This is a genomic window from Microbulbifer regidiadema (SeqCode) (assembly GCF_052466995.1).
Genome location: NZ_CP174297.1, coordinates 1,627,126 through 1,650,594, shown reverse-complemented (window position 1 = coordinate 1,650,594; position 23,469 = coordinate 1,627,126). Strand labels below are relative to the sequence as shown.

18 protein-coding genes and 8 tRNA genes are annotated in these 23,469 nt (G+C 50.8%); 13 read left to right on the top strand and 13 right to left on the bottom strand.

The window, feature by feature from the left end; genetic code table 11:
* The first annotated feature begins 23 nt into the window (after nucleotides 1-23).
* Entirely contained in the window at nucleotides 24-2,819 is a 2,796-nt protein-coding gene (locus ACJJIK_RS07010) for an RHS repeat-associated core domain-containing protein (protein ID WP_444944582.1), read from the top strand.
* Between the two features lie 1,414 nt (nucleotides 2,820-4,233).
* The gene (tnpC, locus tag ACJJIK_RS07005) at nucleotides 4,234-5,664 is read left to right on the top strand and encodes an IS66 family transposase (RefSeq protein ID WP_444944581.1); all 1,431 of its coding nucleotides are present in this window, start codon (nucleotides 4,234-4,236) and stop codon (nucleotides 5,662-5,664) included.
* A gap of 82 nt (nucleotides 5,665-5,746) precedes the next feature.
* Here the strand turns inward: tnpC and ACJJIK_RS07000 are convergent, their stop codons facing one another.
* Nucleotides 5,747-6,127 carry a hypothetical protein gene (locus ACJJIK_RS07000; protein ID WP_444944580.1) on the bottom strand — a complete coding sequence of 127 codons (381 nt, stop codon included), beginning with the start codon at nucleotides 6,125-6,127 and terminating at the stop codon, nucleotides 5,747-5,749.
* A 100-nt stretch (nucleotides 6,128-6,227) separates the two neighbouring features.
* Nucleotides 6,228-6,638 (bottom strand): rhodanese-like domain-containing protein, encoded by a 411-nt coding sequence (locus ACJJIK_RS06995; protein ID WP_444944579.1) that lies wholly within the window; start codon nucleotides 6,636-6,638, stop codon nucleotides 6,228-6,230.
* A gap of 323 nt (nucleotides 6,639-6,961) precedes the next feature.
* Between ACJJIK_RS06995 and ACJJIK_RS06990 the strand changes: the two genes are divergently transcribed.
* The 6 genes from ACJJIK_RS06990 (at nucleotide 6,962) to ACJJIK_RS06965 (ending at nucleotide 15,415) form a co-directional block, all read left to right on the top strand.
* The gene (locus tag ACJJIK_RS06990) at nucleotides 6,962-7,960 is read left to right on the top strand and encodes a helix-turn-helix domain-containing protein (RefSeq protein WP_444944578.1); all 999 of its coding nucleotides are present in this window, start codon (nucleotides 6,962-6,964) and stop codon (nucleotides 7,958-7,960) included.
* A gap of 121 nt (nucleotides 7,961-8,081) precedes the next feature.
* A complete protein-coding gene (locus tag ACJJIK_RS06985; RefSeq protein WP_444930509.1) occupies nucleotides 8,082-9,089 on the top strand; it encodes a tryptophan--tRNA ligase in 1,008 nt (335 codons plus the stop codon).
* Between the two features lie 77 nt (nucleotides 9,090-9,166).
* Nucleotides 9,167-10,735 (top strand): AbgT family transporter, encoded by a 1,569-nt coding sequence (locus ACJJIK_RS06980; protein ID WP_444930510.1) that lies wholly within the window; start codon nucleotides 9,167-9,169, stop codon nucleotides 10,733-10,735.
* A 353-nt stretch (nucleotides 10,736-11,088) separates the two neighbouring features.
* Nucleotides 11,089-13,191 (top strand): TonB-dependent siderophore receptor, encoded by a 2,103-nt coding sequence (locus ACJJIK_RS06975; RefSeq protein WP_444944577.1) that lies wholly within the window; start codon nucleotides 11,089-11,091, stop codon nucleotides 13,189-13,191.
* Nucleotides 13,192-13,300: 109 nt separating this feature from the next.
* The gene (locus ACJJIK_RS06970; protein ID WP_444930512.1) at nucleotides 13,301-13,879 is read left to right on the top strand and encodes a hypothetical protein; all 579 of its coding nucleotides are present in this window, start codon (nucleotides 13,301-13,303) and stop codon (nucleotides 13,877-13,879) included.
* Between the two features lie 27 nt (nucleotides 13,880-13,906).
* Nucleotides 13,907-15,415, top strand: coding sequence for a PepSY-associated TM helix domain-containing protein (locus ACJJIK_RS06965; RefSeq protein WP_444944576.1), 1,509 nt, complete (start codon nucleotides 13,907-13,909; stop codon nucleotides 15,413-15,415).
* Between the two features lie 57 nt (nucleotides 15,416-15,472).
* Here the strand turns inward: ACJJIK_RS06965 and ACJJIK_RS06960 are convergent, their stop codons facing one another.
* Genes ACJJIK_RS06960 through ACJJIK_RS06950 form a run of 3 tightly spaced genes read right to left on the bottom strand, consistent with a single transcriptional unit; the run spans nucleotide 15,473 to nucleotide 17,266 of the window.
* The gene (locus ACJJIK_RS06960; protein WP_444944575.1) at nucleotides 15,473-15,934 is read right to left on the bottom strand and encodes a GNAT family N-acetyltransferase; all 462 of its coding nucleotides are present in this window, start codon (nucleotides 15,932-15,934) and stop codon (nucleotides 15,473-15,475) included.
* 39 nt (nucleotides 15,935-15,973) lie between these two features.
* Nucleotides 15,974-16,690: an esterase/lipase family protein gene (locus tag ACJJIK_RS06955; RefSeq protein WP_444944574.1), complete on the bottom strand. Its 717-nt coding sequence runs from the start codon at nucleotides 16,688-16,690 to the stop codon at nucleotides 15,974-15,976.
* A 60-nt stretch (nucleotides 16,691-16,750) separates the two neighbouring features.
* Nucleotides 16,751-17,266, bottom strand: coding sequence for a PH domain-containing protein (locus ACJJIK_RS06950; RefSeq protein WP_444944573.1), 516 nt, complete (start codon nucleotides 17,264-17,266; stop codon nucleotides 16,751-16,753).
* A 100-nt stretch (nucleotides 17,267-17,366) separates the two neighbouring features.
* On the opposite strand from ACJJIK_RS06950, the gene ACJJIK_RS06945 reads away from it, so the two are divergent.
* The 3 genes from ACJJIK_RS06945 to ACJJIK_RS06935 all read left to right on the top strand — a co-directional run bounded on the left by ACJJIK_RS06945 (nucleotide 17,367) and on the right by ACJJIK_RS06935 (nucleotide 19,442).
* On the top strand, nucleotides 17,367-18,257 hold the full coding sequence (locus ACJJIK_RS06945) for a patatin-like phospholipase family protein (protein ID WP_444930517.1): 891 nt from the start codon (nucleotides 17,367-17,369) through the stop codon (nucleotides 18,255-18,257).
* Between the two features lie 73 nt (nucleotides 18,258-18,330).
* Nucleotides 18,331-18,840 carry a GNAT family N-acetyltransferase gene (locus ACJJIK_RS06940; RefSeq protein WP_444944572.1) on the top strand — a complete coding sequence of 170 codons (510 nt, stop codon included), beginning with the start codon at nucleotides 18,331-18,333 and terminating at the stop codon, nucleotides 18,838-18,840.
* A 143-nt stretch (nucleotides 18,841-18,983) separates the two neighbouring features.
* Nucleotides 18,984-19,442, top strand: coding sequence for a GFA family protein (locus tag ACJJIK_RS06935; RefSeq protein WP_444930519.1), 459 nt, complete (start codon nucleotides 18,984-18,986; stop codon nucleotides 19,440-19,442).
* A 91-nt stretch (nucleotides 19,443-19,533) separates the two neighbouring features.
* On the opposite strand, the gene ACJJIK_RS06930 is transcribed toward ACJJIK_RS06935, so the two are convergent.
* The 8 genes from ACJJIK_RS06930 to ACJJIK_RS06895 form a co-directional block, all read right to left on the bottom strand.
* A tRNA-Asp gene (locus tag ACJJIK_RS06930) sits at nucleotides 19,534-19,610 on the bottom strand.
* A 47-nt stretch (nucleotides 19,611-19,657) separates the two neighbouring features.
* Nucleotides 19,658-19,733: transfer RNA gene (locus ACJJIK_RS06925), tRNA-Val, on the bottom strand.
* Nucleotides 19,734-20,034: 301 nt separating this feature from the next.
* Nucleotides 20,035-20,111 (bottom strand) — tRNA-Asp (locus tag ACJJIK_RS06920).
* Between the two features lie 48 nt (nucleotides 20,112-20,159).
* Nucleotides 20,160-20,235: transfer RNA gene (locus tag ACJJIK_RS06915), tRNA-Val, on the bottom strand.
* Nucleotides 20,236-20,635: 400 nt separating this feature from the next.
* Nucleotides 20,636-20,712, bottom strand: a tRNA-Asp gene (locus ACJJIK_RS06910).
* A 48-nt stretch (nucleotides 20,713-20,760) separates the two neighbouring features.
* Nucleotides 20,761-20,836, bottom strand: a tRNA-Val gene (locus ACJJIK_RS06905).
* A 446-nt stretch (nucleotides 20,837-21,282) separates the two neighbouring features.
* Nucleotides 21,283-21,359, bottom strand: a tRNA-Asp gene (locus ACJJIK_RS06900).
* Nucleotides 21,360-21,407: 48 nt separating this feature from the next.
* Nucleotides 21,408-21,483, bottom strand: a tRNA-Val gene (locus ACJJIK_RS06895).
* 174 nt (nucleotides 21,484-21,657) lie between these two features.
* On the opposite strand from ACJJIK_RS06895, the gene ACJJIK_RS06890 reads away from it, so the two are divergent.
* A complete protein-coding gene (locus ACJJIK_RS06890; RefSeq protein WP_444930520.1) occupies nucleotides 21,658-22,185 on the top strand; it encodes a cytochrome c-type biogenesis protein in 528 nt (175 codons plus the stop codon).
* Nucleotides 22,182-23,411: a c-type cytochrome biogenesis protein CcmI gene (gene ccmI / locus ACJJIK_RS06885; RefSeq protein ID WP_444944571.1), complete on the top strand. Its 1,230-nt coding sequence runs from the start codon at nucleotides 22,182-22,184 to the stop codon at nucleotides 23,409-23,411. Before ACJJIK_RS06890 ends, ccmI begins: the two co-directional genes overlap by 4 nt.
* Nucleotides 23,412-23,469: the final 58 nt, after the last annotated feature.

Below are 23,469 nucleotides of genomic sequence, written 5' to 3'. Positions count from 1 at the left end.
AACAAAAATTCGAAGGATTTGATATGTATTTTAGCAAGTCTATTCTTGCGGGGGCGCTTAGCTTGTTGGTGGCTCATGGCACCCAGGCGGCGATTACTGAGCAGAACTGGTCCTATACCTATAATGAAGCGGGTAAGATGGAGACGGCGGATGGCCCGCGTACGGATGTCTCTGATATCACAACCTATACTTACGATAGCAATAACCGTCTAACCACCACGACCAATGCGTTGGGGCATTTGGAATCTATTCTTGAGTATGATGGGGCGGGTCGTCCGCTTAAGGCTGAGAATTCCAATGGGGTGCAAACACACTTTACCTATACCGCGCGGGGTTGGTTGGAAACCACTACGGTAAAAGCTGCATCCGGTGATTTACTGACCACCTATACCTATGATGCGGTAGGTCAGGTGACGAATATTACCTACCCGGACGGTTCCAGTGTTACTTTCGAGTACGACGCTGCACGCCGTTTGACGGCTACCGAAAACTCCTTGGGGGAGCGGGTTGAATATACCTTGGATGCCGCCGGTAATATTAAAGAAGAAAAAGTTTTTGCTGCGGATGGTACAACCCTGGTACGCTCTGTTAGTCGCAGTTACGACGAGCTGAGCCGCTTGATTGATGTCGATGGTAATAACGGCCAGAACACTTCTATTGCCTACGATAAAAATGGCAAGCGGGTTTCCACTACGGACGGTAATTTAAATAGCACCGGCGAGGCGCGGGATGCTTTGGGCCGCGTTGAAACGGTGACCGATGCTGATGGCAATGATATCCAATATACCTACGATAGTGCCGATCGTATTACGTCTGTAACCGACCAGCGCGGCAATATTACTAGCTATGAATACGACTTCGCCGGTAACCTGATCAAGCTCACCAGCCCGGATACGGGGATTACTACTTACGATTATGATGAAGCGGGCAATTTAAAAGTTCGCACCGATGCCCGTGGAATTGTTGCCAACTATAGCTATGACGCGCTGAATCGCCTTACTGCGATCAGCTATCCCGGTAATAACAGTGAGGATGCACTGTTCAGTTATGACAGTATAGAGGAGGATAACAAAGGGGTTGGCCAACTTACGGGCTACAGCAATGATGCGGGCTCTACGGCTTTAATGTATGATGACTTGGGCCGTATTATCCAGCAGGATGATACTATCGATAGCTGGAGCTTTAGCACTCAATATAGCTACGATGACCTTGGTCGTATTAGCAGTATTACTTATCCCTCTGGTCGTATTGTTAGCTATAGTCGCGATGCTCTGGGGCGTATCTCAGCGATAAGCTCTCAGACTAATGCGGAAGCCAGTGCGCGCACTATCGTCAGCAATATCCAATACCAGCCCTTTGGCGGTATTAGTTCTATGGATTACGGCAATGGCATCAGCCAGAGTTACGGTTACGATCTGGATGGCCGCCTGGAAACTGTGAGCGCCTCGGGGATCGGTAATATCCGCTCTGAGTTTTACACCTATGACTTTGCCAATAATATCACCGGTATTGCGGATAACCTGGATAACGCCAAGGACCGGGGATTTATCTACGATAAATTAAATCGGCTTACGGATGAAGGCTATGTCGAGGGCGAAAACAGCTATCACTACGATTCGGTGGGCAATCGTACTCAGCAGGATGCTATCAGCACTGATGACATTGAGAGTAGTACTATTTACAGCTATGAAGCCAGCTCCAACCGCCTGACCAGCAAAGGTGATGAGGCCTGGGTGACCGATGAGGTGGGCAACACCATCAATACGGGTGATGGTGCCAAGCAGTATACCTACAATCATGCCAACCGCCTTAAAACCTATAGCGAAGACAGCATCCTAAAGGGCACCTATTATTACAACGTCCTTGGCCAGCGAGTGCGCACAGATAAAACAGAAGACAATCTGTTGCACTATGACTTGAGTGGCCAATATCTGGCGGAGAGTAATATTGCTGCTGATGGCAGTGAAATCCAGAGTCAGATCGATTATATCTATCTCGACAATATGCCGGTGGCGCAGTTTGAGATTAGCTATAGTGAAGGTGAAGTACAGGCTAGGACATTGACCTACCTGCATACCGATCACCTAAATACTCCGCGTATTGCTACTAATCAAAGTGAAACGATTGTCTGGCGCTGGGATAGTGATGCCTTTGGTAGGTCTGAGCCTAATGCTGATCCGGATGGTGATACTAACCAGATATTAGTCAATCTTCGATTCCCTGGGCAGATAAAGGGTGCCGAAGCAGGGCATTATTACAATTACTTCCGTGATTATGATGCGGGTAGTGGGCGGTATTTGCAGAGTGATCCGATTGGGTTGGAAGGTGGGATAAATACTTTTGGGTATGTATATCAGAGCCCAATTATGTATATGGATATTTTCGGGCTCGATGCTAGTCTCTACCCTAAGGATCCAGTGATGGCTGACCCTACAGATAGTGTTTTGCTTTCACCCCCTGAAAGCTGTGAAAAGTCGTGCACCTATCATGAAAATGTGTGGACTGTTAATAGTGTCAGTGAGGCTGATCGACTTACTGCATTAGCTGCAGTCATTAAAGCTACAGAAACAGCACTTAATTTGGCACTTGGTGGTCGTGCACTAGGGCCAAAGGGCGCCAATGTTCTATCTAATAAGAAAATAGGTACTGGTGGGGCTTTTGCTGGATATGCACTTGGGATTAATGATGCCTTTCAATCTCCAGTTTATCATAAGGGAGATATTATTATAGATAGCTATGACATCTGCAGGTCAAATACTGACACCGGATATAAACCAATGAACATTGAGCACACAATTATTCACAACCATGCGAAGTAAGTTGTTTAATATTTTTAATGACCCAAGTTTGAAGGGAAGTTCTCCATTTATTACGGGTTTTTCCCTTTTAATTACCCTTATTGCTTATTTTTTTTTGTTTCGAGGTGAGGGGGGGGCGATAGTTTTATTGGGTTTGGTAGGGATGCTTTTTAACATAGGCTTGCACTTTTTTATTCGTCAAATTTTAAGGTGGTTGAATAAATAGTGACTCATTTTCTATTCCGTAAATTGCTAGTGTTAGGGTTTGAGTAAAAAGCTAGGTGCTGAAAGTTGAGGAGAAAAGTTTAGATGTGAATTGGTGCGCCGATGCTGGGCAGTCGGTGCATCTTATTTAAGATAGATACCAATTTGACGTAAAAAAATTTCATTATCATAGTCAAATAGATCAGGATTGCGCAATGGTGATTTATTGGTGCTAAGTGGAAGGGTAATCCGCTGCTTTACTGGAGTAAAGGCCAAGAAACTATGGCAATACCGAAGTTCATGGAGCCGAAATCTCATGATACTGGACATCCATGATTGGAGAGACGTGTCATTTACACGATAAGCGTTAGTTTTGGTAGGTTTTATCTCTGATTAATAAGTAATGGACGTGAAATATTGTGGATTTTCGTTCAGGCTTTGGAAAACTGTGTTTTTGGATAAAACAAAGCAATCCTACGGCTTGGCAGGGCTTGGCAGGGCTTGGTTAGCAGCGGGTAGCAGAAAGAAAGCGTTGGCAAGCGTCATTACTGGGGTGAGATACCGAGCCGTTCTAGGGTAGGAAGTGTATTTTCGACAATACAACCTCATTTTCTTGGATCTAAATGCTGTCCTCTCCAGTCCGCTAGCTCTAATTAGTGATTTAGCTGAACAGATAGCTCTTTCGGCATATTTAAATTATCACCGTCAACAAATGGGTGTGGATCTTTAGTCTGCTCACCTGAGACTGCCGCACGGGTGCGCTGTTGAGTCGAAGTTTAATCGGTCATCACAGGAATTTCCTTTGCGATTGGTTTTAACCTAAAAATAGCCCGGTAGCATCACTAACGTGAAGAAACAATTTGTTGATTGTTGCTTGGTAACTTCACACCTTACTCCCCATTTGTCCTTACAGCAGATTTGCGCTCTTCCTGCCTTTAACAAAGGAGCGTGGAACGTGTATAAAACTGCTGATTTATTTAGATTGTCGGTAAATTTTACTCTCTTCTGTTCTCCCCTGCAGCTAGCTATGTGATTGAGAACTTTATTCGTAACTACTCACCCCTAACTGCCGCCTCATCAAAAAAACTATCAGATTTTTTAAAGCAAAGAAACAGAAAAGCTGAGACAAGTGCTCTAAGCAAACTCGCTTTATTGTTATCTGCAACGATCTGAGATATGCCAAAATTTGTGATATCCTACACCTTCGAGATAACGGGTTCACTTTTCGGTTATGGCCAACATTAACAAAACTTCTGTGCGCGAGGAAATGGATCGCCTAAAAGCCGAGTTCCAGCGCCAGTGTACCGAGAAGTTGTTAAGCCAGGAAAGTCGTCTGCTGCTGCAAAGCGTGTTTACTCTGCTAGAGTTGATACTCGCCATTTTTCTGGAGAAAAAAACGGCCAAGACGAATAAAAACTCCATCAAGCCATCCTCCCAAACGGACAAAGATGAATCCGCATTGCCCCATAAAGGCAGTAAGGGGAAAGGGAAAACAGAAGCCGTTCAGGCTGCTGACAACCATCGCATCACAGAAACTATCTCCATCAGCGAAGTCCGCTACTGCAGTGACTGCAGCGAAGACCTAACAAGCGTCCCGTGCTTAAGTCATGAACGACGCACTCGTATTGATATTCAGTTTGAAAAAGTAGTCGAGCATGTCGATGCCGAAGTAAAAGCCTGCCCCATTTGCACCCATACCGTGAAAGGCGAGTTCCCTGCCGATATGGCGGGACCATTGCAATACGGCAATGGCCTAGCCTACGCGATCAACCTGTTGGTCTGTCAAATGATCGCCTTAAATCGGGTGCAGAAGGCGGTTAAAGCCATGATCGGGCAAGTGATCTCAGAAGCTACTCTGTTGAAATTTGTCCTGCGACTACATGAAGCCCTGGCGGACTGGGAGCAATCAGCTCTTGAGGAATTATTGCAAAATCCCTCGCTTAACGTAGATGAAACCTCCCTGAGGGTCGAGCAAAAGAATCATTGGATTCATGTGTATGCCTCCGGCGATATTACCCTCAAGTTTTTACACCGAAGTCGCGGTAAGGAAGCAATTGAACACATTGATATCATACCACGCTATGGGGGCGTCATTATTCATGACTGCTGGGCCTCGTATTTGTCTTATATCCACTGTGGGCATGGCCTGTGTGGCTCGCATTTGTTGCGTGAATTGACCTTTATCGTTGATGCCAATGGGTATGAGTGGGCGAATGATATGAAACGCTTACTGCAAGCCACCTGCAAAACAGTTTCGGTGAGAAAACGCAAAAAACTGATCAAAAAGGAATACGTTGTTCTGCAACAGCAGTATCGGGAAATCATTGCTAGAGGTGAGCAGGAATTACCCGAGATTCCAGCTAAACCCAAAGGCCAGCGCGGCAAAATGGCGAAGACCGATGCGCATAATCTATGGGAACGCTTGAAAAATTACGAAATGGCGGTTTTATTATTTGCCAGAGAGAGTCACGTCTCCTTTACCAACAATCGTGCGGAAAGGGACCTGCGCATGTCAAAGGTTAAGCAAAAAGTATCTGGTTGTTTTCGAGCGGCACACTATGCACAGGCCTATTGTCGCATTTCGAGCTATTTACAAACTATGGCTAACAAAGGCCACAACCCTTTGATTGCAATTCAGATGGCGCTTTCGGGCCGTATTTAAATCGGTAGGGGGTGAGTAGTTACTTCTCCGTTTCCTTTTGTATTACAAGTTGAACTTGCAATCCTTGCTAAAAAGCCCGTTTTTATTTATGCCCCTTTGAAGATACCTTCCACCTTATCTCGATGCAGTGATATTTCCGAGCTTCTTTCGCAATTGCACTCAATAGGGCTTGGGTAATCTCTTCTTTTCGGTTTGTATCACAATCCCCGATATATAGCTCACTGATAATGGCCCAGGCCGCCGAGCTTCCACTTTCTGGAATAATATTAAAGCTGATATACCCCTCAAGGTTGTGGTCTTGTTCCACAACCAGCACTTGATGCTCTTTCCTCTGAAACAACCTATTTTGCAATTCAATTTGGGTAATATGGAAAGAGTCAGTTGAATTATTATGCCTGGCTAAGCAGCGCATCATATTGTAGAGATAAAAACAGTCGGTGGGGTGGGCGTGGCGAACAAACATATCAGTACCATTTAATCAGTATTTCTTTGAGTCGACGTTTGATAGCTTGGCACAGCCTTATGCCAAGCTATGTCATCCTGTAAGAGGCTAACAATAGGAATTAAATTGATTTGGCTGTTTCTTGGATGAGGGTGAATCCTTCATCTAGCCATCCGGTGATGCCGCCGATCATTTTCTTGACCGGCCTGTTAAGCGTTGCCAGCCTGATAGCTGCTTTTTCTGTTGCATTACAGTGTGGGCCTGCACAATAGATGACAAATAAAGTATCTGAAGGGTATTCGCTCAGCCTGTCTTTATTGATACGGCTGTATGGTAAGGATTCGGCTGTTTGTATATGTCCATTTTTATAAGCCTCTTCACCTCGCACATCTAAAAGTACGAAATCCTTGCGATTTTGGCTGATTGCGTGGTGTACATCCCAGCAGTCTGTTTCAAAAGATAGGAGGTTTTGGAAGTGGTTTAGCGCATCTTGGCTGTTGGCAGCGGGTACTCTACTTACGGCTGAACTCATATATTACTCCCGGTGATTTCTCGGTGTTCGTCAGGTTTCCAAGTGGCGATAGTGTCCCTTTTTGGCTGCTTCCGGGCGATCTACCTCTGAGCCAGATAGCATTAATTTTGCGCCAATTCTGCGTGCAAACTTGTGGGTCGGCTTTGGCTAGTGGGATTCGGCTTTACTTATTTGAGGATGATGGTGATTTACCTATTAAATTATGCTTCAAAGGTTGAGGGTTTTATTCCCAGCATTGCTTTCAATAACTGCTCAACTGGGTATGCTGGGTTGGATTTATTCGTTAACCTAATTTAATTAACTGCTGAGGGTTAGGGGTACCTATGTCGACGTTGGCACAAAAGCCTTATAACAGCCAGAAAGTGGCTATCCTCGCCCACCGCCAGGTGTCTCTCTTCGAGCTCGGCTGCGCTACGGAACTTTTCTGCTTGCCCCGCCCGGAACTCAGTGAGCTCTATACGGGGGAGGTTGTGACTTTCGCGGAGGAACCCCCTTTGGCGACCGGTGGTCTAGCTCTGTCCTGTCGGCAAATAGAGAGCTTGATGGATTACGATCTGCTGGTGATCCCCTGCTGGTCGACCACTGTGCAGCCACGGGATAGCTACTTAGAGCGGGTATATAGAGGTGTAGCCGAATTTGCCGCTGCCGGCCGTCAGATTCTCACTTTTTGCTCCGGTGCTTTTCTACCTGCAGAACTGGGGCTGTTTGATGGCCGCCAGGCGACTACTCACTGGTTGTTTGCGGAGCGTTTTCGTGAGCGCTTTCCCGCAGTGATGTACGTGGGGGATGTTCTCTATGTTTGGGAGGGCTCACTGGCCTGTGCTGCGGGCAGTACCGCCGCTATCGATTTGGGGATTGAGTTCCTGCGGCGCAACCACGGTTATAAAGTGGCCAATTCAGTAGCGCGGAGGTTGGTGATGGCGCCCCACCGGCAGGGTGGTCAGGCCCAATATGTGGAGATGCCGGTTACCAAGCGGCCGGATCATTTCTCCGCTGCGCTGGATTGGGCGATTGGCCATTTAGATGCACCTATCAAAATCGATGATTTGGCGCAGCAGGCCCATTTGTCCCGCCGCAGCTTTGATCGAAAGTTTCGCCAATCGATGGGCATAGCTCCCAAGGAGTGGTTGATTCAGCAGCGCTTGCGGGCGGCGCAGAAGGCGCTGGAGTCCGGCAAGGAGTCTGTCGATAGGGCGGCCCAAGTGGCGGGCTTTGAGAATAGTGCGACCTTGCGTCACCACTTTCGCCGGGTATTTGGTGTTTCACCCAGTGAGTATCAGCGTCAATTTCAAGTTTCCGCCAAGGGGGGCGTCGAAGCTTAGGTTTGTCGGCGTGTTGGTACAGCTATGGGGTGTCGGTACCTTTGGTTGATACACCCCCGGGCGCTAAAGGGGTATGATTCGATCTTTATGGCCTGATGACAGTACAGACTACGAAGGAACTATGACGAAACAGCGCGTATTAACCGGTATTACAACAACCGGTACCCCACACCTGGGGAATTATGTGGGTGCAATCCGTCCGGCGATCGCCGCGAGTCAGGATGAAAACAACCAATCTTTCTACTTTCTGGCGGACTACCACGCACTGATTAAGTGCCAGGACCCTGAGCAGGTCCACCAGTCCACCCTGGAGATCGCTGCAACTTGGCTGGCCCTGGGACTGAATACCGATAATGTGGTGTTCTATCGCCAGTCCGACGTTCCTGAAATTCCTGAACTGACCTGGCTGCTTACCTGTATGACAGGCAAGGGCCTGATGAACCGGGCCCACGCTTATAAGGCGGCAGTCGATGCCAACCGCGCCGATGGTGAGGATTCGGACTTTGGTGTCACTATGGGGCTGTACAGCTACCCGGTTCTGATGGCGGCGGACATGTTGATGTTCAATGCCAACAAAGTCCCCGTGGGTAAAGATCAGGTACAGCATATCGAAATGGCCCGGGATATTGCCCAGCGCTTCAACCACCACTACGGCGAGCACTTCTCTCTGCCAGAGGCGGTGGTCGATGACCATGTAGCGGTGTTGCAGGGTCTGGATGGGCGCAAGATGAGCAAGAGTTATGGCAATACCATCCCCTTGTTCCTGCCCGAGAAGAAGCTGAAAAAGCATATCAACAAAATCAAAACCAATCTGCTGGAGCCGGGCGAGCCAAAAGATCCAGATACGTCCACCGTATTTCAGGTTTGGCAGGCGTTTGCGACAGAAGAGCAGACTGCGGAGATGCGCAAGGCCTTTGAGGAGGGGATTGCCTGGGGCGAGGCGAAGAAGCAGTTGTTTGAGCTGGTGAACGGACAGATTAGCGAGGCCCGTGAGCGCTACAATGAGTTACTGGCCAATCCGGGCGAAATTGAAGCGGAGCTGGAGAAGGGGGCGCTTAAAGCTCGCGCTTACTCGGCGCCCTTTATCGAGAAGTTGCGTCATGCGGTGGGTATCCGCAAGATCGGTTAAAACTATTCCTAAAAAAGTGGGAGGTCATGGAGTCGTGGCCTCCCTTGAAGAAAAAATAATAAATGTAGGGGGCAAACATGGAAAATGTTCAAGCAAATCCTAATGTCGGCAATAGTGCCGAGAATAAAACTGGTTGGCTCAACCGGGCACTCAATTTTATTGAGGTGGTCGGTAATAAGCTGCCAGATCCCGCAGTTCTGTTTTTAATCTTGATGGTGGGAATCTGGGTGCTCTCCTGGCTTCTCGCCGGTGTTAATTTCGAGGCTTTACACCCGGCGACGGGAGAGGCCATACAGGTAACCAATCTGCTATCGAGCAGTGAGATAGCCCGCTTTCTATCCAGTATGGTGACCACCTTCACCAGTTTTGCGCCTCTGGGCGTTGTATTGGTGGCTATGTTAGGTGTTGGCGTGGCGGAGCAGAGTGGCTTTATCAATGCGGTACTGAAAAAGCTATTGGCGGTAACCCCGCAGATGTTACTGACACCGATGCTGATTCTGGTGGCGATTGTCAGCCATACCGCTGTGGATGCGGGCTATGTGTTGGTAATCCCTCTCGGCGGAGTGATTTTCTACGCGGCGGGTCGCCACCCATTGGCGGGTATCGCGGCGGCATTTGCCGGTGTTTCCGGCGGCTTCTCTGCTAACTTTGTGCCCTCGGCAATCGACCCTCTGTTGCAGGGCTTTACGCAGACCGCTGCGCAGATTGCCAATCCGGAGATGCAGTTAAACCCGCTCAATAACTGGTTCTTCACCTCGGCCTCCTGTCTGCTGGTGACCCTGTTGGGTTGGTGGCTGACGGATAAAGTGATCGAGCCGCGTCTCAAGAGTGTTGAGATTGATGGCGATGAAGCGGATATGCCGGTAATGCAGGAACTGGGCGCCCGCGAGAGAAAAGCGATGTACCTGGCAGTGACGGTAATGCTCGCCGGTATTGTCGGGCTTGTGGCCTGGATGCTGCCGGAGACCTCGGCACTGCGCGATGCCGAAGGCCAGTTGGCCTCCTTTGCTGCGCCGGTGATGAAGTCGATTGTACCGCTGATTTTCCTGCTGTTTGTGATCCCCGGGATTGTCTTTGGCTACGCCGCTGGCACCTTCCGCCAGAGCAAGGATGTTATCGATGCGATGTCTAAAACCATGGGCTCCATGGCTTATTACATCGTGATGGCATTTTTCTGTGCGCTGTTTATCTCGGAGTTTGCCCGCTCTGGCTTGGGCACGCTGCTCTCTGTCGAGGGGGGGAGCTTGCTTGCGGCGATGGAATTGCCGGGTCCGATTACTCTGATGGGTATTATTGTACTGGTGGCCTTTATCAACTTGTTTGTGGGTTCTGCATCGGCCAAGTGGGCGCTGTTGTCCCCCATATTTGTTCCCATGTTGATGCAGATCGGCTTCTCACCAGACCTTACTCAGGCGGCTTACCGGGTGGGTGATTCCTCCACCAATATTATTACCCCGCTGATGCCTTACTTCCCCTTGGTGGTGGTTTACTGTCAGCGCTACGTGAAGGGAACAGGTATTGGTACCCTGGTTTCTATTATGTTGCCTTACTCTGTTGTATTCCTGATTTGTTGGTCGCTGTTCCTGGTGGCCTACTGGACGCTGGGAATGCCTCTGGGGGTGCAGGCTAGCTATACCTACCCCTAACGCGCAATCTGACTGAAATAAAATCCCAAGCTGGATGGCCGCTGTCGAGCGGCTGTCCAGCCCTCTCTGCTCACTCAAAGTGAGATCTTAGCTCCCCCCCTTTTTTATCTATTGGTCAGAAGTTAATTGCACACCCGTGCAACTTAACTGCTATCAGATCATTTTTTATACCGTTATTTTTGGCATTCACTGCCGCGAGGACACTTTTAGTAAAAAAATGTTCCAATAATGTTGTAGATGATAACGATTCCTATTAGGATTCGCGACCAGTTACCGGGGTCACAGTCCTATTGTGATCCACCCAAATTTAGTTGGCATTGAGGGACCTCATGAGTACCGCTCGAACAAAAAGTATGCAAAAAGCTTCTCCTGTAATTTCTGGAATCAGCCGCTCTTTATTGGCGCTGGCTATTGCTGCGGGCGGTTCTGCAGCGTTTGCTGCGGACGGAAAAGATGAGCGCATCGAAGAGGTGAATGTTACTGGTGAGCTGAATTTATCTCGCCAGACCTCCATTGGTAAGCTGGATATTCCGGTTGATGAAACTCCCTTTTCTATCTCCTTGCGGGATAAAGATTTCTTAGACTCTATTGGTGCGAAGTCTGTACAGGACGCATTGCAGTATGTTGCTGGTGTTAATGGTGGGACTTACGGTGTAGATGCGCGTGGTGACTGGTCATCAGTTCGTGGCGTAGACCCGGTTATGTTTATCGATGGCCTTCAGTCTATCTTTGGTAGCTACACCAGCTCTCGTGCCAATGCATATGCTTTCGAGCGTGTTGAAATTCTGAAAGGCCCATCTTCTGTTCTTTATGGACAGGGCTCTACAGGTGGTATTGTAAATCTGGTCTCTAAGCGCCCCAAAAGCGAGTTTGGTGGTGAAGTGATGGTTCAGGCTGGTGACTACGACCGTATGGTTGTAGCTGGCGATGTGACCGGAGCAATAGATAGCTCCGAGCAGTGGTTATACCGAGTAGTTGGCTACAACCGCGATGCAGATGCGCAAGTTGATCATGTAGATGACAACAGTACCCTGTTTATGCCTTCAGTTTCCTGGCGCCCGAGCGCTAATACAGAAGTCACTTTCCTGACCTCTTATCAGAAAGATGAGACCGGCACTACCACCGCATTTCTACCCTGGGGCGGCACCCGGATTGATAATGTTAACGGCGATATTCCTACCGATACTTTCTTGAGCGAGCCGGGCTGGGATAAATACGATACTGAGCAAACATCTTACAGTGTTTGGGTTGATCACCGCTTTAGTGATAGCTGGGCATTAAATGCCGGATTGCGCTATTCCGAAGGGGAGGTTGACTACAACTCTATGTGGGCCAACTTTGATCTTACCCGTCTCAACCCAGATATCAGTGAAGTGACACGTACGATCTATATGAGCGATGCTACCAGCGACTTGCTCATCTTCGATCTACGTATGTCTGGGGAATTTGCTACGGGCCCATTCGAGCACCAAGTTTCTTTTGGTCTGGATAGCCAGGATGCTACGACGACAAACGATCGCCTGTACTTAAATGGGCTCGGTGGCACTATTGATATCTTTGAACCTGTTTACGGTTATGTACCTACAGGTCTGAGTAGTTTGAATGATTTGGAGGGCTTAACTGATTATTGGTATGCCTCCGAAACAAATACCGAGCAACTGGGTTTCTATTTCCAGGATCAAATATCTATTCAAAACTGGATCATTACCACTGGTATTCGTCGAGATAATGCGAAGTCCGAGTCTGGTGGTGTATCGTTTGATGACGATGCCACAACTATGCGTTTTGGTGTAATGTATGCTTTCGATAATGGCATTACACCTTACGTTAGTTATTCTGAGTCTTTTGAGCCAGTGAATGACGCTGACGAAAACGGAACCCCTTACAAGCCGGTTGAGGGTGAACAGGTTGAAGCTGGTATTAAATATCAGCCGGAAGGCACTAATCTGCTGGTTACAGCCTCCGCTTTCGAGATCAAGCAAAAGAATTTGCTAGTGAACTCTGGTACTGTGGGTTATCTAGCACAGGTTGGTGAAGCTACCTTTGATGGGTTTGAGTTAGAGGCTGTGGGCCAGCTTGGCGATTTAAGTTTGGTGGCTAACTATAATAATCTCAATGTTGAAGATAGCATTGAAGCTGTCCCTGAAGAGCAGTTTTCCGTATGGGGGAACTATGACTTCAGCAAGCTACTGCCTGGTTTGAGTGCTGGTATCGGTGTTCGCTATGTAGGTGAGAGCTCCACAGGTGTTAATGATTCAACCGGAACCTTCCCGTCCTATAACCCGTCATACACTCTGTATGATGCGTCTATCGGCTACACCCTGGAAAGCTGGAAGTTCCAGTTGAATGCCAAAAACCTGACCGACGAGGTTCATACCACCGCTTGTCTGAGCCGTGGTGACTGCTTCTACGGTGAGCGCCGTTACGTGACTGCCGAGGCGCGTTACATTTTCTAAGTTAGTGTAGGCTGGGAGTCTGCACGCAGGGGGAGTCTGCGGGCAGGCTCCCTTTTTTACGTTTTAGCAACCGACGGGAGTCGAGTTTCTCGCTGTGATGGTTATGCCAATGTCTTTTTATATGGTTGCCGCCGCCTCCAGCGCCTTTGCGTTGGCTGGTATTTTGCTCCTTTATTCCGCCTGGTCCCGCAGAGGGGCAGAACCTGTACGCCGCTGGAGTGGCTGGGGCGCTATGGTGCTATCGGCCTGTGGTTGGAGCTCGATCGTTGGGGTGGAATATGGAATCAGTATTGCCACGCTGATAGTAATGCTGGGTGTCTTTGGGCTTTTGGCTCTTAAAAGTGATTGGCCCAGTGGTCCGAGACCCCTTGAAAAACAGCGCTCGGGGACTCCCGAATCTCAAGCCCTGCACCTATTGTGGTTGCGGGGCTTTTTGCGTTTTCTGGCCACCTTTCTTTTACCCACTGCCAGCGCATTGATTGCCGCTTTGCTGTTTTTTGGCTTTACCGGGTTCTCTGAAACTGTCCGCTTGGTCGGTGGTGCATTCTTGGCGGTGACAATTTGGACTTTGGCGATGATTTGGTGTTGTGCCGATAAAAAGTTGCGGCGCCCCTCCGCAGCCCTACTGGGCTTCTCAGCAATCAGCGGCTTACTGTTAGCCTTTGCGCTGCCCGCTTCGGCGGCGTAGATACACGGACTTGAGTAGGAATTGAGCGTGAAATTTTCCTTTAAACCCACCCCTGGCTTTGTCCGCGATATGACCGATGGGCACTCGGTTCTCGGCCTAGCGGTATCCACTCTTTTGTATATTGTCTGTGTTAGCGGAACACTGGCGGTTTTTTACAATGAGTTCGAGCGCTGGGAGCAGGCCTCCGAGTTGGAAAACCTCAATGTTGAGGCCTCTGTGTATCAGACGGCTACCGAGAACGCCATTGCGTTAGCCAAACAAGAAAAAGAGGATCTCAAGTCAATTACCTTCACCATCCCCAATCAGGATAAGCCCAGATTGGTGGTTGAAGTTGGGGATATAGAGCGATACGTCGCAGAAGATGGTTCCCTACAGGGTAAAGTGGAGCACGAGTGGACACACTTTCTGGCCTACTTGCATTTTGCACTCAATCTGCCGGTTGGCTATGGAGTAATATTGGTTGGCCTGATTGGTGTGGTGATGTCAGCACTGATTGTTTCAGGCTTGTTGGCCCACCCCAAAATTATCAAGGATGCTTTCTCCTTCCGCCTCTCTGGCTCCAAGCGCTTGCAGCAAGTGGATCTGCATAACCGCCTGGGGGTTTGGGCCGCTCCTTTCCATCTGGCAATCGCGATTACGGGAGCTTTTATCGGCCTGTCCCAGGTGGCCTCTTTCGCAATTGCCGGCGTATTCTTCGGCGGGGATACGGAGAAGGTCGAGCATATGCTCTATGCAGAGCACCCGGTGATGGAGGAAAACGCCCCTGAGGTTGATTACCCAGACTATGGGGCAATCCTTGCCGCAATGGATCGTATCGCACCGCAAGAAGAGCGCACCCGTATTGAGGTGGCGTTCCCGGGGCGTGCGGGGCAGGTGGTTGAGGTGTGGACGCAGGTTCCCGAGCGCCTGGTTTGGGGCGAGCGCTACCACTTCAATCCCGATGGCAGCCTGATTGAGAAAGAGGGATGGTCCGAGGGCGATGGGGCCAAACAGGTTTATCTCTCCACCTTCCGTTTGCATTTCGGTCATTTTTCCGGTTTCCCGGTAAAAATTGCTTACTTCCTGCTGGGGGTGGGCATGTGTCTGTTGGTGGTATCCGGTATCAATATTTGGTTGGTGCGCAAGCGTCAGCGGGGTAATCCCGCCGTGCGCCTGGAGCGCGTCTGGACTGCCCAGGTATGGGGAATACCATTTGCCATTGCGTTGAGCGCGGTGACTTATCTGGCGTTTAAACTGAATGCCGCACAGGTATTCTGGTTGGTGACCTTGCTTCTCAGTGTGGCGGCGGCCTTTACCGGTACGGTGGCAAAATGGTCTATGTCTCTGCGTATTGCCACCATTCTCGCCTGTGTGGCCGCCGTTGCGGTGCATGTGGCGCAGTTTGGCGAGGACTCCTTTGTGCGCGCTTCCCTGGTCGTAAACGCGGTGTGGCTGCTGATTGCCGCTGGTATTGCGGCCTCGTGCATTTACAGCAGGGCGCGTGAGCACAGCAGCGAACCGGCATCACTTAATGCAGGCCCGGTAGTTAGTCACTAAACCACCGGTCCAATAGGGGAGTCCGGCATTTGCCGTGCCGGACTCCCTGTGCCCTCCTTATTTGCAGGGTGGGCGCAACATTTCTATATGGGGTATGCCGTCTTCCTGGTAGGGCGCCGATACCTGCTCAAATCCAAACTCTCCGTAGAACTTCTCCAGGTGCTGCTGGGCCGAAATGCGAATAGCGGCACTGGGATACTCTTTGCAGGTGTGCTCAATCGCGCGGCGAATAAGCTCTTTGCCAAGGCCGGTGCCGCGACTGGCCTCTGCGGTGAGCACCCTTCCTATAGAGGGCTCCCGGTACTTGAGCCCCGGAAAAACCACGCGTAGGTAGGCCATCACCTGGGGTGCCTGCGCGTTACCCTCCCAGCAGATAAGGTGCCAGGACTGCTGGTCTTTTCCATCCGCATCCTGATAGGGACAATCCTGCTCGACCGTAAAAACCTCCTGTCGTACCCGAAGAACTTCGTAGAGTTGGTTGAGCGTAAGCTCATTAAAACTGCACCATTGCCACTGCATAAAGACGAATTCCAGTTTGTTTTAGCTTAATAATAGATTTTAATTGGGCGCCTGATCGTCGGCCCGCTGAAAGACTCCGTGTTTCAGGTAGTGAATAACCTGGGCAATCACTTTCTTGTCTTTCATCATAAATACATGGGTGACAGGCACTTGTAGGTGATCGTTCATTCCGTCCAGCTTGGTGCTGGCTACAGAGACTTTGCCATCGTCGGTCTCCGGAATAAGGCGGGACAGGATAAGGTTCATACTGCGCGTACCGGCAATAATGCCCACATCAAAATTTGCCCTGCCGAGCTTGTTGGGCACGCTCATTGCACCGGTACCTAGCTGTAGCCCGGCATCGCCAAAAGCGAATTTAAACCCCGGAAATGCCCCCAGCTTGTCCACGACTTCACTGCCCTTGTTGGGTGGGCCGAGCATAACGACGCGGTGTAGGTTTTTTATTTCGGCGGAGTGCAGATATTGCCGCACGAGAATGCCGCCCATGGAGTGAGTGACAAAGTTCACCGCCTCGCTGTCACCGCACTGCTCGACAGCGGGTGCTATGGCCATATTGGCCAGTGTCTCAATGGGGTGCTTAGTCGAGGGGTAGTCGATATTGACCGTTTTGAAGCCCTCGGCCTCGATAGTCTTTGCCAGCTTTTCCATTGAGCTGTCTGACTTGGCCAGCCCGTGCAATAAGATCACACAGGCGGAGTGAGCGCTTGCTGATAGTAGGGTTAATAGAGCGGCGATTATCAGGGGGAACTTTCTCATCGGCTTTAACTTCCTGTCGATTTCTAGAGTCTGTTTGGGTATAGCTGCTGCTGCAGTGGTTTAATGGGGGTTGGATTGTGGTTGGCAGTGCTGGCGCAGGATGTCAGCTGCCCGCTCGGGGCTGTCGGGGCTGATAACGATGGTCTGAGCCGTCAGGCGCAAGACGACAGCCTTTTGCGGGTCGGTTGCAAATGCGCGGTAGCGCCCTAACTTCTGGTTGTGGAACAGGCCTATATAGCCGAACAACCCCGAGTTGCCAAAGATGCGCACTGATCCCTGCATGGCCTCCGGGTCGGGGGCTACCTCTGATAGCCCTTGCAGGGGGATTGTCGTTTTCCAGCCCGGGCGCAATATTAAGAGGTTGCCATTCTTGATCGCATAGCCGCGTATGGCAAAGAAGGCGCTGAGGGCCAGTATCGCCGGTGGGAGCGCTATGGCAATGCTGTACAGGGTCGATGGAAAGGCCGGCGCTCTCGATGCAAGAAAGAAGGGTAGCCCCAGCAGGAATAGTGCGCAAATCGCACTGATGATTTGAAGCTGGCGGCTCCACGGCGCTTTAAATGCAATTGTTGGCATGTTTGGTTTAACTCAACGGATGACCTGAATGCCCCAATCATAGTGCTATTGGAATCCGCTTGGCAAAGGCCCTTAGATTTGGATTTAACGGTTAGTTGGTATGGATGAGTGTATTGGAGTTAACGGGAGTACCCAGTCGGCCCTTGTCGTAGAGGGGGGCGCTATGCGGGGGATTTTTGCCGCAGGCGTATTGGATGCTTTTTTGGAGGAGAATTACCAGCCGTTTGACTTCGCGATCGGTGTGTCGGCGGGCTCCACAAATTTAATTAGCTATCTGGCGGGGAATCACGGGAGAAGCCGACAAATACTGTTGGACCATGCGCGCAGGGCGGATTTTATAGATTGGCGTCGCTACCTTCGCGGCGGCCATTTTTGTGATATCAGTTGGCTGTGGCACGCGTCGTATCAGGATGTGCCATTGAATGTTGATCGCTATATTGAGAGGGGGGTTCCGCTCTATGCGGTAACCACCAGTATTGATACTGGAGAGGCTCGATACCTGGAGGTGACCCCGAAAAATATGCATCAGGTTTTCCCGGCTTCTTGTGCTATTCCTGTTGTTTATCGAGAGTTTCCCCTGGTGGATGGTGAGCGGATGACCGATGGGGGCCTGGCGGACTCCATTCCGGTGATTCGAGCTTACCAGCAGGGAGCGCGAGATATTACTGTTATCCTCTCCCGCCCGCTGGGATATCGGAAGCTAGAGGGGGCCGCGCCAAAATTTATTAAGCCGTTCTTTCGCGATCACGCCCATCTGTTTGAGGCGGTGCTGGAGCGGGGGAAGAAATATAACCGGGCGCTGGAATTTATTGAAAGGCCACCGCAAGGGTGTCGGGTTTCAGTTATTGCGCCGCCAGATAATTTCCCAGTCCGGCGCTTTACTCAGGAGATAGAGCTGTTAGAGGAGGGGTATGAGTGTGGCCGGGCCTGCGGCAGAGGTTTTCTCAAGCGGCTTGCTACCCCGGAGACTCCTGCGTCTACAGGAAAATAGCCCGAGAATTATCGGCAAGCAATCCCCGTCGGTGGATTCTTGTTCGAGATTTTAATGATGAGGTAATGGACTAGTGGAAGTGCGCTTGCTCGGCATTGCCGATGTGCCCGCGATATCGGCCTTTTACTTGCGCAATGAAGCGCATTTGCGGCGCTGGGAGCCTATTCGAGAATCGGGCTTTCACAGCCCTGAATCTTGGCGGCGGCGGATGGGCTCTAGGGAGCTGCTAAAGTTTGCCGCTTTGGAGCCTGGAGGTGATCAATTGCTGGGGGTGTGCTCCTTGACGAATATCATCCGTGGCCCATTTCAGGCTTGTACCATGGGGTATGCTGTTGACCGCCCCCATGAAGGGCGGGGAATAATGGGCAACCTGTGCCGTCATGTTGTTGATTATGCTTTCGATGCCTTAAGGTTAAATCGGGTGATGGCAAATTATATGCCCTGCAATAACCGCTCGGCAGTCCTGCTGGAATCCCTGGGGTTTGTGGTTGAAGGTAGGGCGGTAAAATATCTGAAGATTAACGGCCGCTGGGAGGACCATATTCTCACAGCCAAGCTGAACCCCAGTTTCGTAGAGATTTGACGCTGGACGTTAATTTACGCGCCAAATAGCATTTACTTCGGCCCCTGCTTGTAGGAGTCTTGGGCTAGGCTGGCAGATTGTTGCTAATCTATTGCGATTTCATGGAAGATTATGAATAACAGTTTTTGCAAAGGGAGAAGGGTATGAATGGGAAGTGCCTGTGCGGTGCGGTTGAGTTTCATCTGGAAAAGCCAATACCGAATCTCTACCAGTGCCACTGCTCACTTTGCCGCAAGCTGAGCGGCTCTGCTTCGGACAGTGCCATGTTTGTTAGTCGTAACCAGTTTCGTTGGGTGCGGGGGCTGGACAAAATTTCCTCTTACCGAACTCCAACTGGATATCGCTCCGATTTTTGTGGCGGGTGCGGTAGTACGGTTCCCCACTTGATGAGCAATACCACGCACTTCTGGGTGCCGGCGGGGTTGCTTGAGGGGGATATCGAGGGGCGGGTGGTTGCCCATTTGTGTACAGAATCCCGAGCATCCTGGGATGAAATTTCAGGAGAGGCGGAATGGTTCAAAGAGATGCCGGAAATGGATGAGCTGGTGCGGCTGCTGCACGAGAGCGAAGAAAAAGTGGAGAGGGATTTGGTCGAGGGGTAGATATCTCTGGATTGCAATCTGGAACTTGGCCCCAGTTTAGCCTGGCGCATACAAAAAAGCCCCGCTCTTGCGAGCAGGGCTTTTTTGTATATGGCGGACCGGACGGGACTCGAACCCGCGACCTCCGGCGTGACAGGCCGGCATTCTAACCAACTGAACTACCGGTCCGCATTCCTGCCTCTCTTTGTTGCTCTTGCCGGGCAAGAGTAAGAGAGTGGTGGGTGGTACAGGGGTCGAACCTGTGACCTACGGCTTGTAAGGCCGTCGCTCTCCCAACTGAGCTAACCACCCCGCGTCAGGAGCTGCGTATAATAATGATTTTTTCAGCTAGGTCAACAACTTACGGAAGTTTTTCTGAAAAATTGGCAGCGATAAGTCGTTGGGGTTTGGGAGGGGGGCAGTGCTTTAGCGCCGATACTGCGCAATTCAGTTTGGCATCAGTCTTTCAGATTTTTCTGCTGCTTTTCTTGGCGGGTGAATTGGTGGGTCGATTGGTAGCGCGGGAGCGGCCCGCAATACGTCCAGTGTCCGGAGGGCTATATTTCCCATATACAAAAAAGCCCCGCTCTTGCGAGCAGGGCTTTTTTGTATGTGGCGGACCGGACGGGACTCGAACCCGCGACCTCCGGCGTGACAGGCCGGCATTCTAACCAACTGAACTACCGGTCCGCATTCCTGTTTCTCTTTGTTGCTCTTGCCGGGCAAGAGTAAGAGAAGTGGTGGGTGGTACAGGGGTCGAACCTGTGACCTACGGCTTGTAAGGCCGTCGCTCTCCCAACTGAGCTAACCACCCCGCGTCAGGAGCTGCGCATCTTAATGATATTTATTTTCTGGTCAACTGTTTTCTGAGAAAAAATTCCCAAAAGTTCTTCAGAATAAAAAAATGGTCGTAAATTGTTCAAAAATAATCAGTGAGAGCCCGCATTGAGTGTGGTTGGTTGTTTTTTGGGTGTGCAGAAAATTGAGGGCTGCAAAAAAGTCGAAAGTTAAATAGGGGTGATTGCTGGAGCCCGAAATAACTTTGTTTTTTACCTCGCAGCTTTCCGGAGGAGTTTGATGTGGGGGTATCTTTTGGGTGGCGGCGAAAGTGTGGCTCAACCTGTAGGGGCGCCTAAATTGTTACGCGATAATTTTGAGTTGAGGAGGGCATATACAAAAAAGCCCCGCTCTTGCGAGCAGGGCTTTTTTGTATATGGCGGACCGGACGGGACTCGAACCCGCGACCTCCGGCGTGACAGGCCGGCATTCTAACCAACTGAACTACCGGTCCGCATTCCTGCTTCTCTTTATTGCTCTTGCCTGGCAAGAGTAAGAGAAGTGGTGGGTGGTACAGGGGTCGAACCTGTGACCTACGGCTTGTAAGGCCGTCGCTCTCCCAACTGAGCTAACCACCCCGCGTCAGGAGCTGCGCATCTTAATGATATTTCTTTTGCGGTCAACTATTTCCTGAGAAAAAATTCTCAAAAAATTATTTAGAATAAAAAATGGTCGCAAATTGTTCAAAAATAGTTAATAAGGCCCCGCGCTGAATGCGGTCAGCTGTTTTTTGGGTGTGCAGAAAATTGAGGGTTGAAAAATAAAAGCTGAGAGCGGGATAAGAACGATTGCAGGAATTTCCTGTGGTGGCCTTGCGTTTGCGGGGGCGGGTCAGCTTTGTTTTTTGCTTCGCAGTTTTCCGGAAGGGTTTAGGGGTTTAGTGTGGGAGCGCCTTGAGTGGCTTCGGGGTGAGGAGGATGCGGCTTAACCTGTAGAGGGTGCCTAAATTGTTATGCGATGATTTTGAGTTGAGGAGAGCGCATACAAAAAAGCCCCGCTCTTGCGAGCAGGGCTTTTTTGTATATGGCGGACCGGACGGGACTCGAACCCGCGACCTCCGGCGTGACAGGCCGGCATTCTAACCAACTGAACTACCGGTCCGCATTCCTGTTTCTCTTTGTTGCTCTTGCCGGGCAAGAGTAAGAGAAGTGGTGGGTGGTACAGGGGTCGAACCTGTGACCTACGGCTTGTAAGGCCGTCGCTCTCCCAACTGAGCTAACCACCCCGTGTCAGGAGCTGCGTATCTTAATGATATTCTCCGCTGGGTCAATGCCTTTTTTGATTTTTTTTTATCTTTCAATAAGTTAACGCGCTTTTGTGTGAATGTGTGGGCGTGTCCGCAGGGGGCGACGCTGTTATAATCGCCCCAATTCCCGTTGGATAGAGCGTGAGAGAAACTGTGACACAGAAGACCTGGCTGGCCCAACTCGCACTGGCATTCGGTGTGTTTTGTCTGTCTATTGCCGCACAAGCGGTGGTGGAGACCGAAAAGCTGTCCTCCCCCGAGCTGGATGCAAGATATCGCGTATTTATTGAGGAGATGCGTTGCCCCAAGTGCCAAAACCAAAACCTGGCGGGCTCTGACGCTTCTATTTCCTCGGATTTACGCCGTGAAATCCGCCGCTTGCTGGAAGAGGGCTTTACGGACCAGGAAATTGTTGACTACATGGTGGCCCGCTATGGGGATTTTGTGCTCTATAGGCCGCCTGTACAGAAAAATACGCTGGTTTTGTGGTTGGCTCCCGGGGTTTTTGCCGTTATCGGGCTGTTGGCTTTGATTGTAATTGTGATGCGCTCGAGGAGTGGTACTGGGGCCCGGCAGGATGATGCCAGCGGGGAACTCAGCGACGAAGAGCGGCGTCGATTAAAGCAGTTGCTGGGAGAGGAAGCGGTAGATGAAGGCAAAGGTGGGAAGGAAAGTAAATGATTGATATCTGGTTTGGCATAGCTCTGTTGCTGCTGTTGGTGGCATTTGTATTTTTGCTCCCCGCTCTCAGGGCCGCAGGGAGACGTCGCGGCGGTGAGAGCAAACGCGAGGCTATGGCTGCGCTTTATCGGGAGCGCAGCAAGGAACTCCGCGCGGCAGTGCAGAGCGGCGCTATGGATGAGAAACAGTATGCTCAGCTGGAGGCGGATCTTGCCCGGGAGTTACTGGCAGCCGAGCAGGGCGATGAGTCCTCTGAGACTAAGCGGGGCGGCGGACGGCTGCTGATTGTCCTGGCCTTTCTCGTGCCCCTTGTGGCGGCGGCCATCTATACATATTCCGAGCGCCCAGCTGAAGTGGATCTGTATCGGGATATGCTGACCAGTCGGAGCGGGCAGACGACCCCGGAGCAGGAGGCGGAGATTACCCGCAAGCTACAGGCGCGAATTAAGAGCCATCCCGATGACTTGAGCAGTCGCTATGTTTTGGCGCAGCGCCTGTTGGTGAGTGGAGATCTCGCCGGCGCGGTAGATTCGTACCGCTATGTTGTTGCCCGAGAGCCCCAGGCGGCCAATGTTAAAGCCGAGTTGGCGCAGGCACTATTTTTTGCTGGCGGCTCCAAGATAACTGTAGAGATCCGTACGCTGGTGGAAGAGGTCCTACAGGTACAGCCGTCGAATGGCACCGTGCTGGGGCTTGCAGGTATTGCCGCCTTTGAGGATGGTGACTATCGCAAGGCCCGCCAACACTGGCAGTTGGCTCTCGCCCAGCTGCCGCCGAACTCTGCCGCCGCAGAGGCGCTTCAGGCTGGCGTGGCGCGGGCTGAAAGTGCTCTGGCAGATAGTGGTGAGATTGTAGCGGTGCCGGCTGAGGTTGATAACAAGGACAAGGGCCCGCAGATTCGTCTGAAAGTTACGTTGGCTGAGGGCGTTGAAGCCCCGGCATCTACGCCGGTGTTTATTTATGCGCGCAGTGCTGCGAGCCCCATGCCGCTGGCGATCGTGCGCCTCACCGCCGGGCAGTTGCCGGCAGAGGTTGTGCTGGATGAATCCCGCGCAATGATGCCGGGCAGCTCCATTGCGACAGTTGACACTGTGCAGTTGGTGGCGCGCTTGGCGATTAAGGGGGATGCGCGTCCGGCGCCGGGAGATTGGCAGGGAATCATCGGCGAGCTGCCTAAAGCGCGCTGGGGTGAGGCTCAATTAATAGTGATTGATAGTCAGCTGTAACCGGCTGTGACTGTCGAAAATGAGGTCACAGTGTAAGCTGTGGCCTCATTTTTATTTG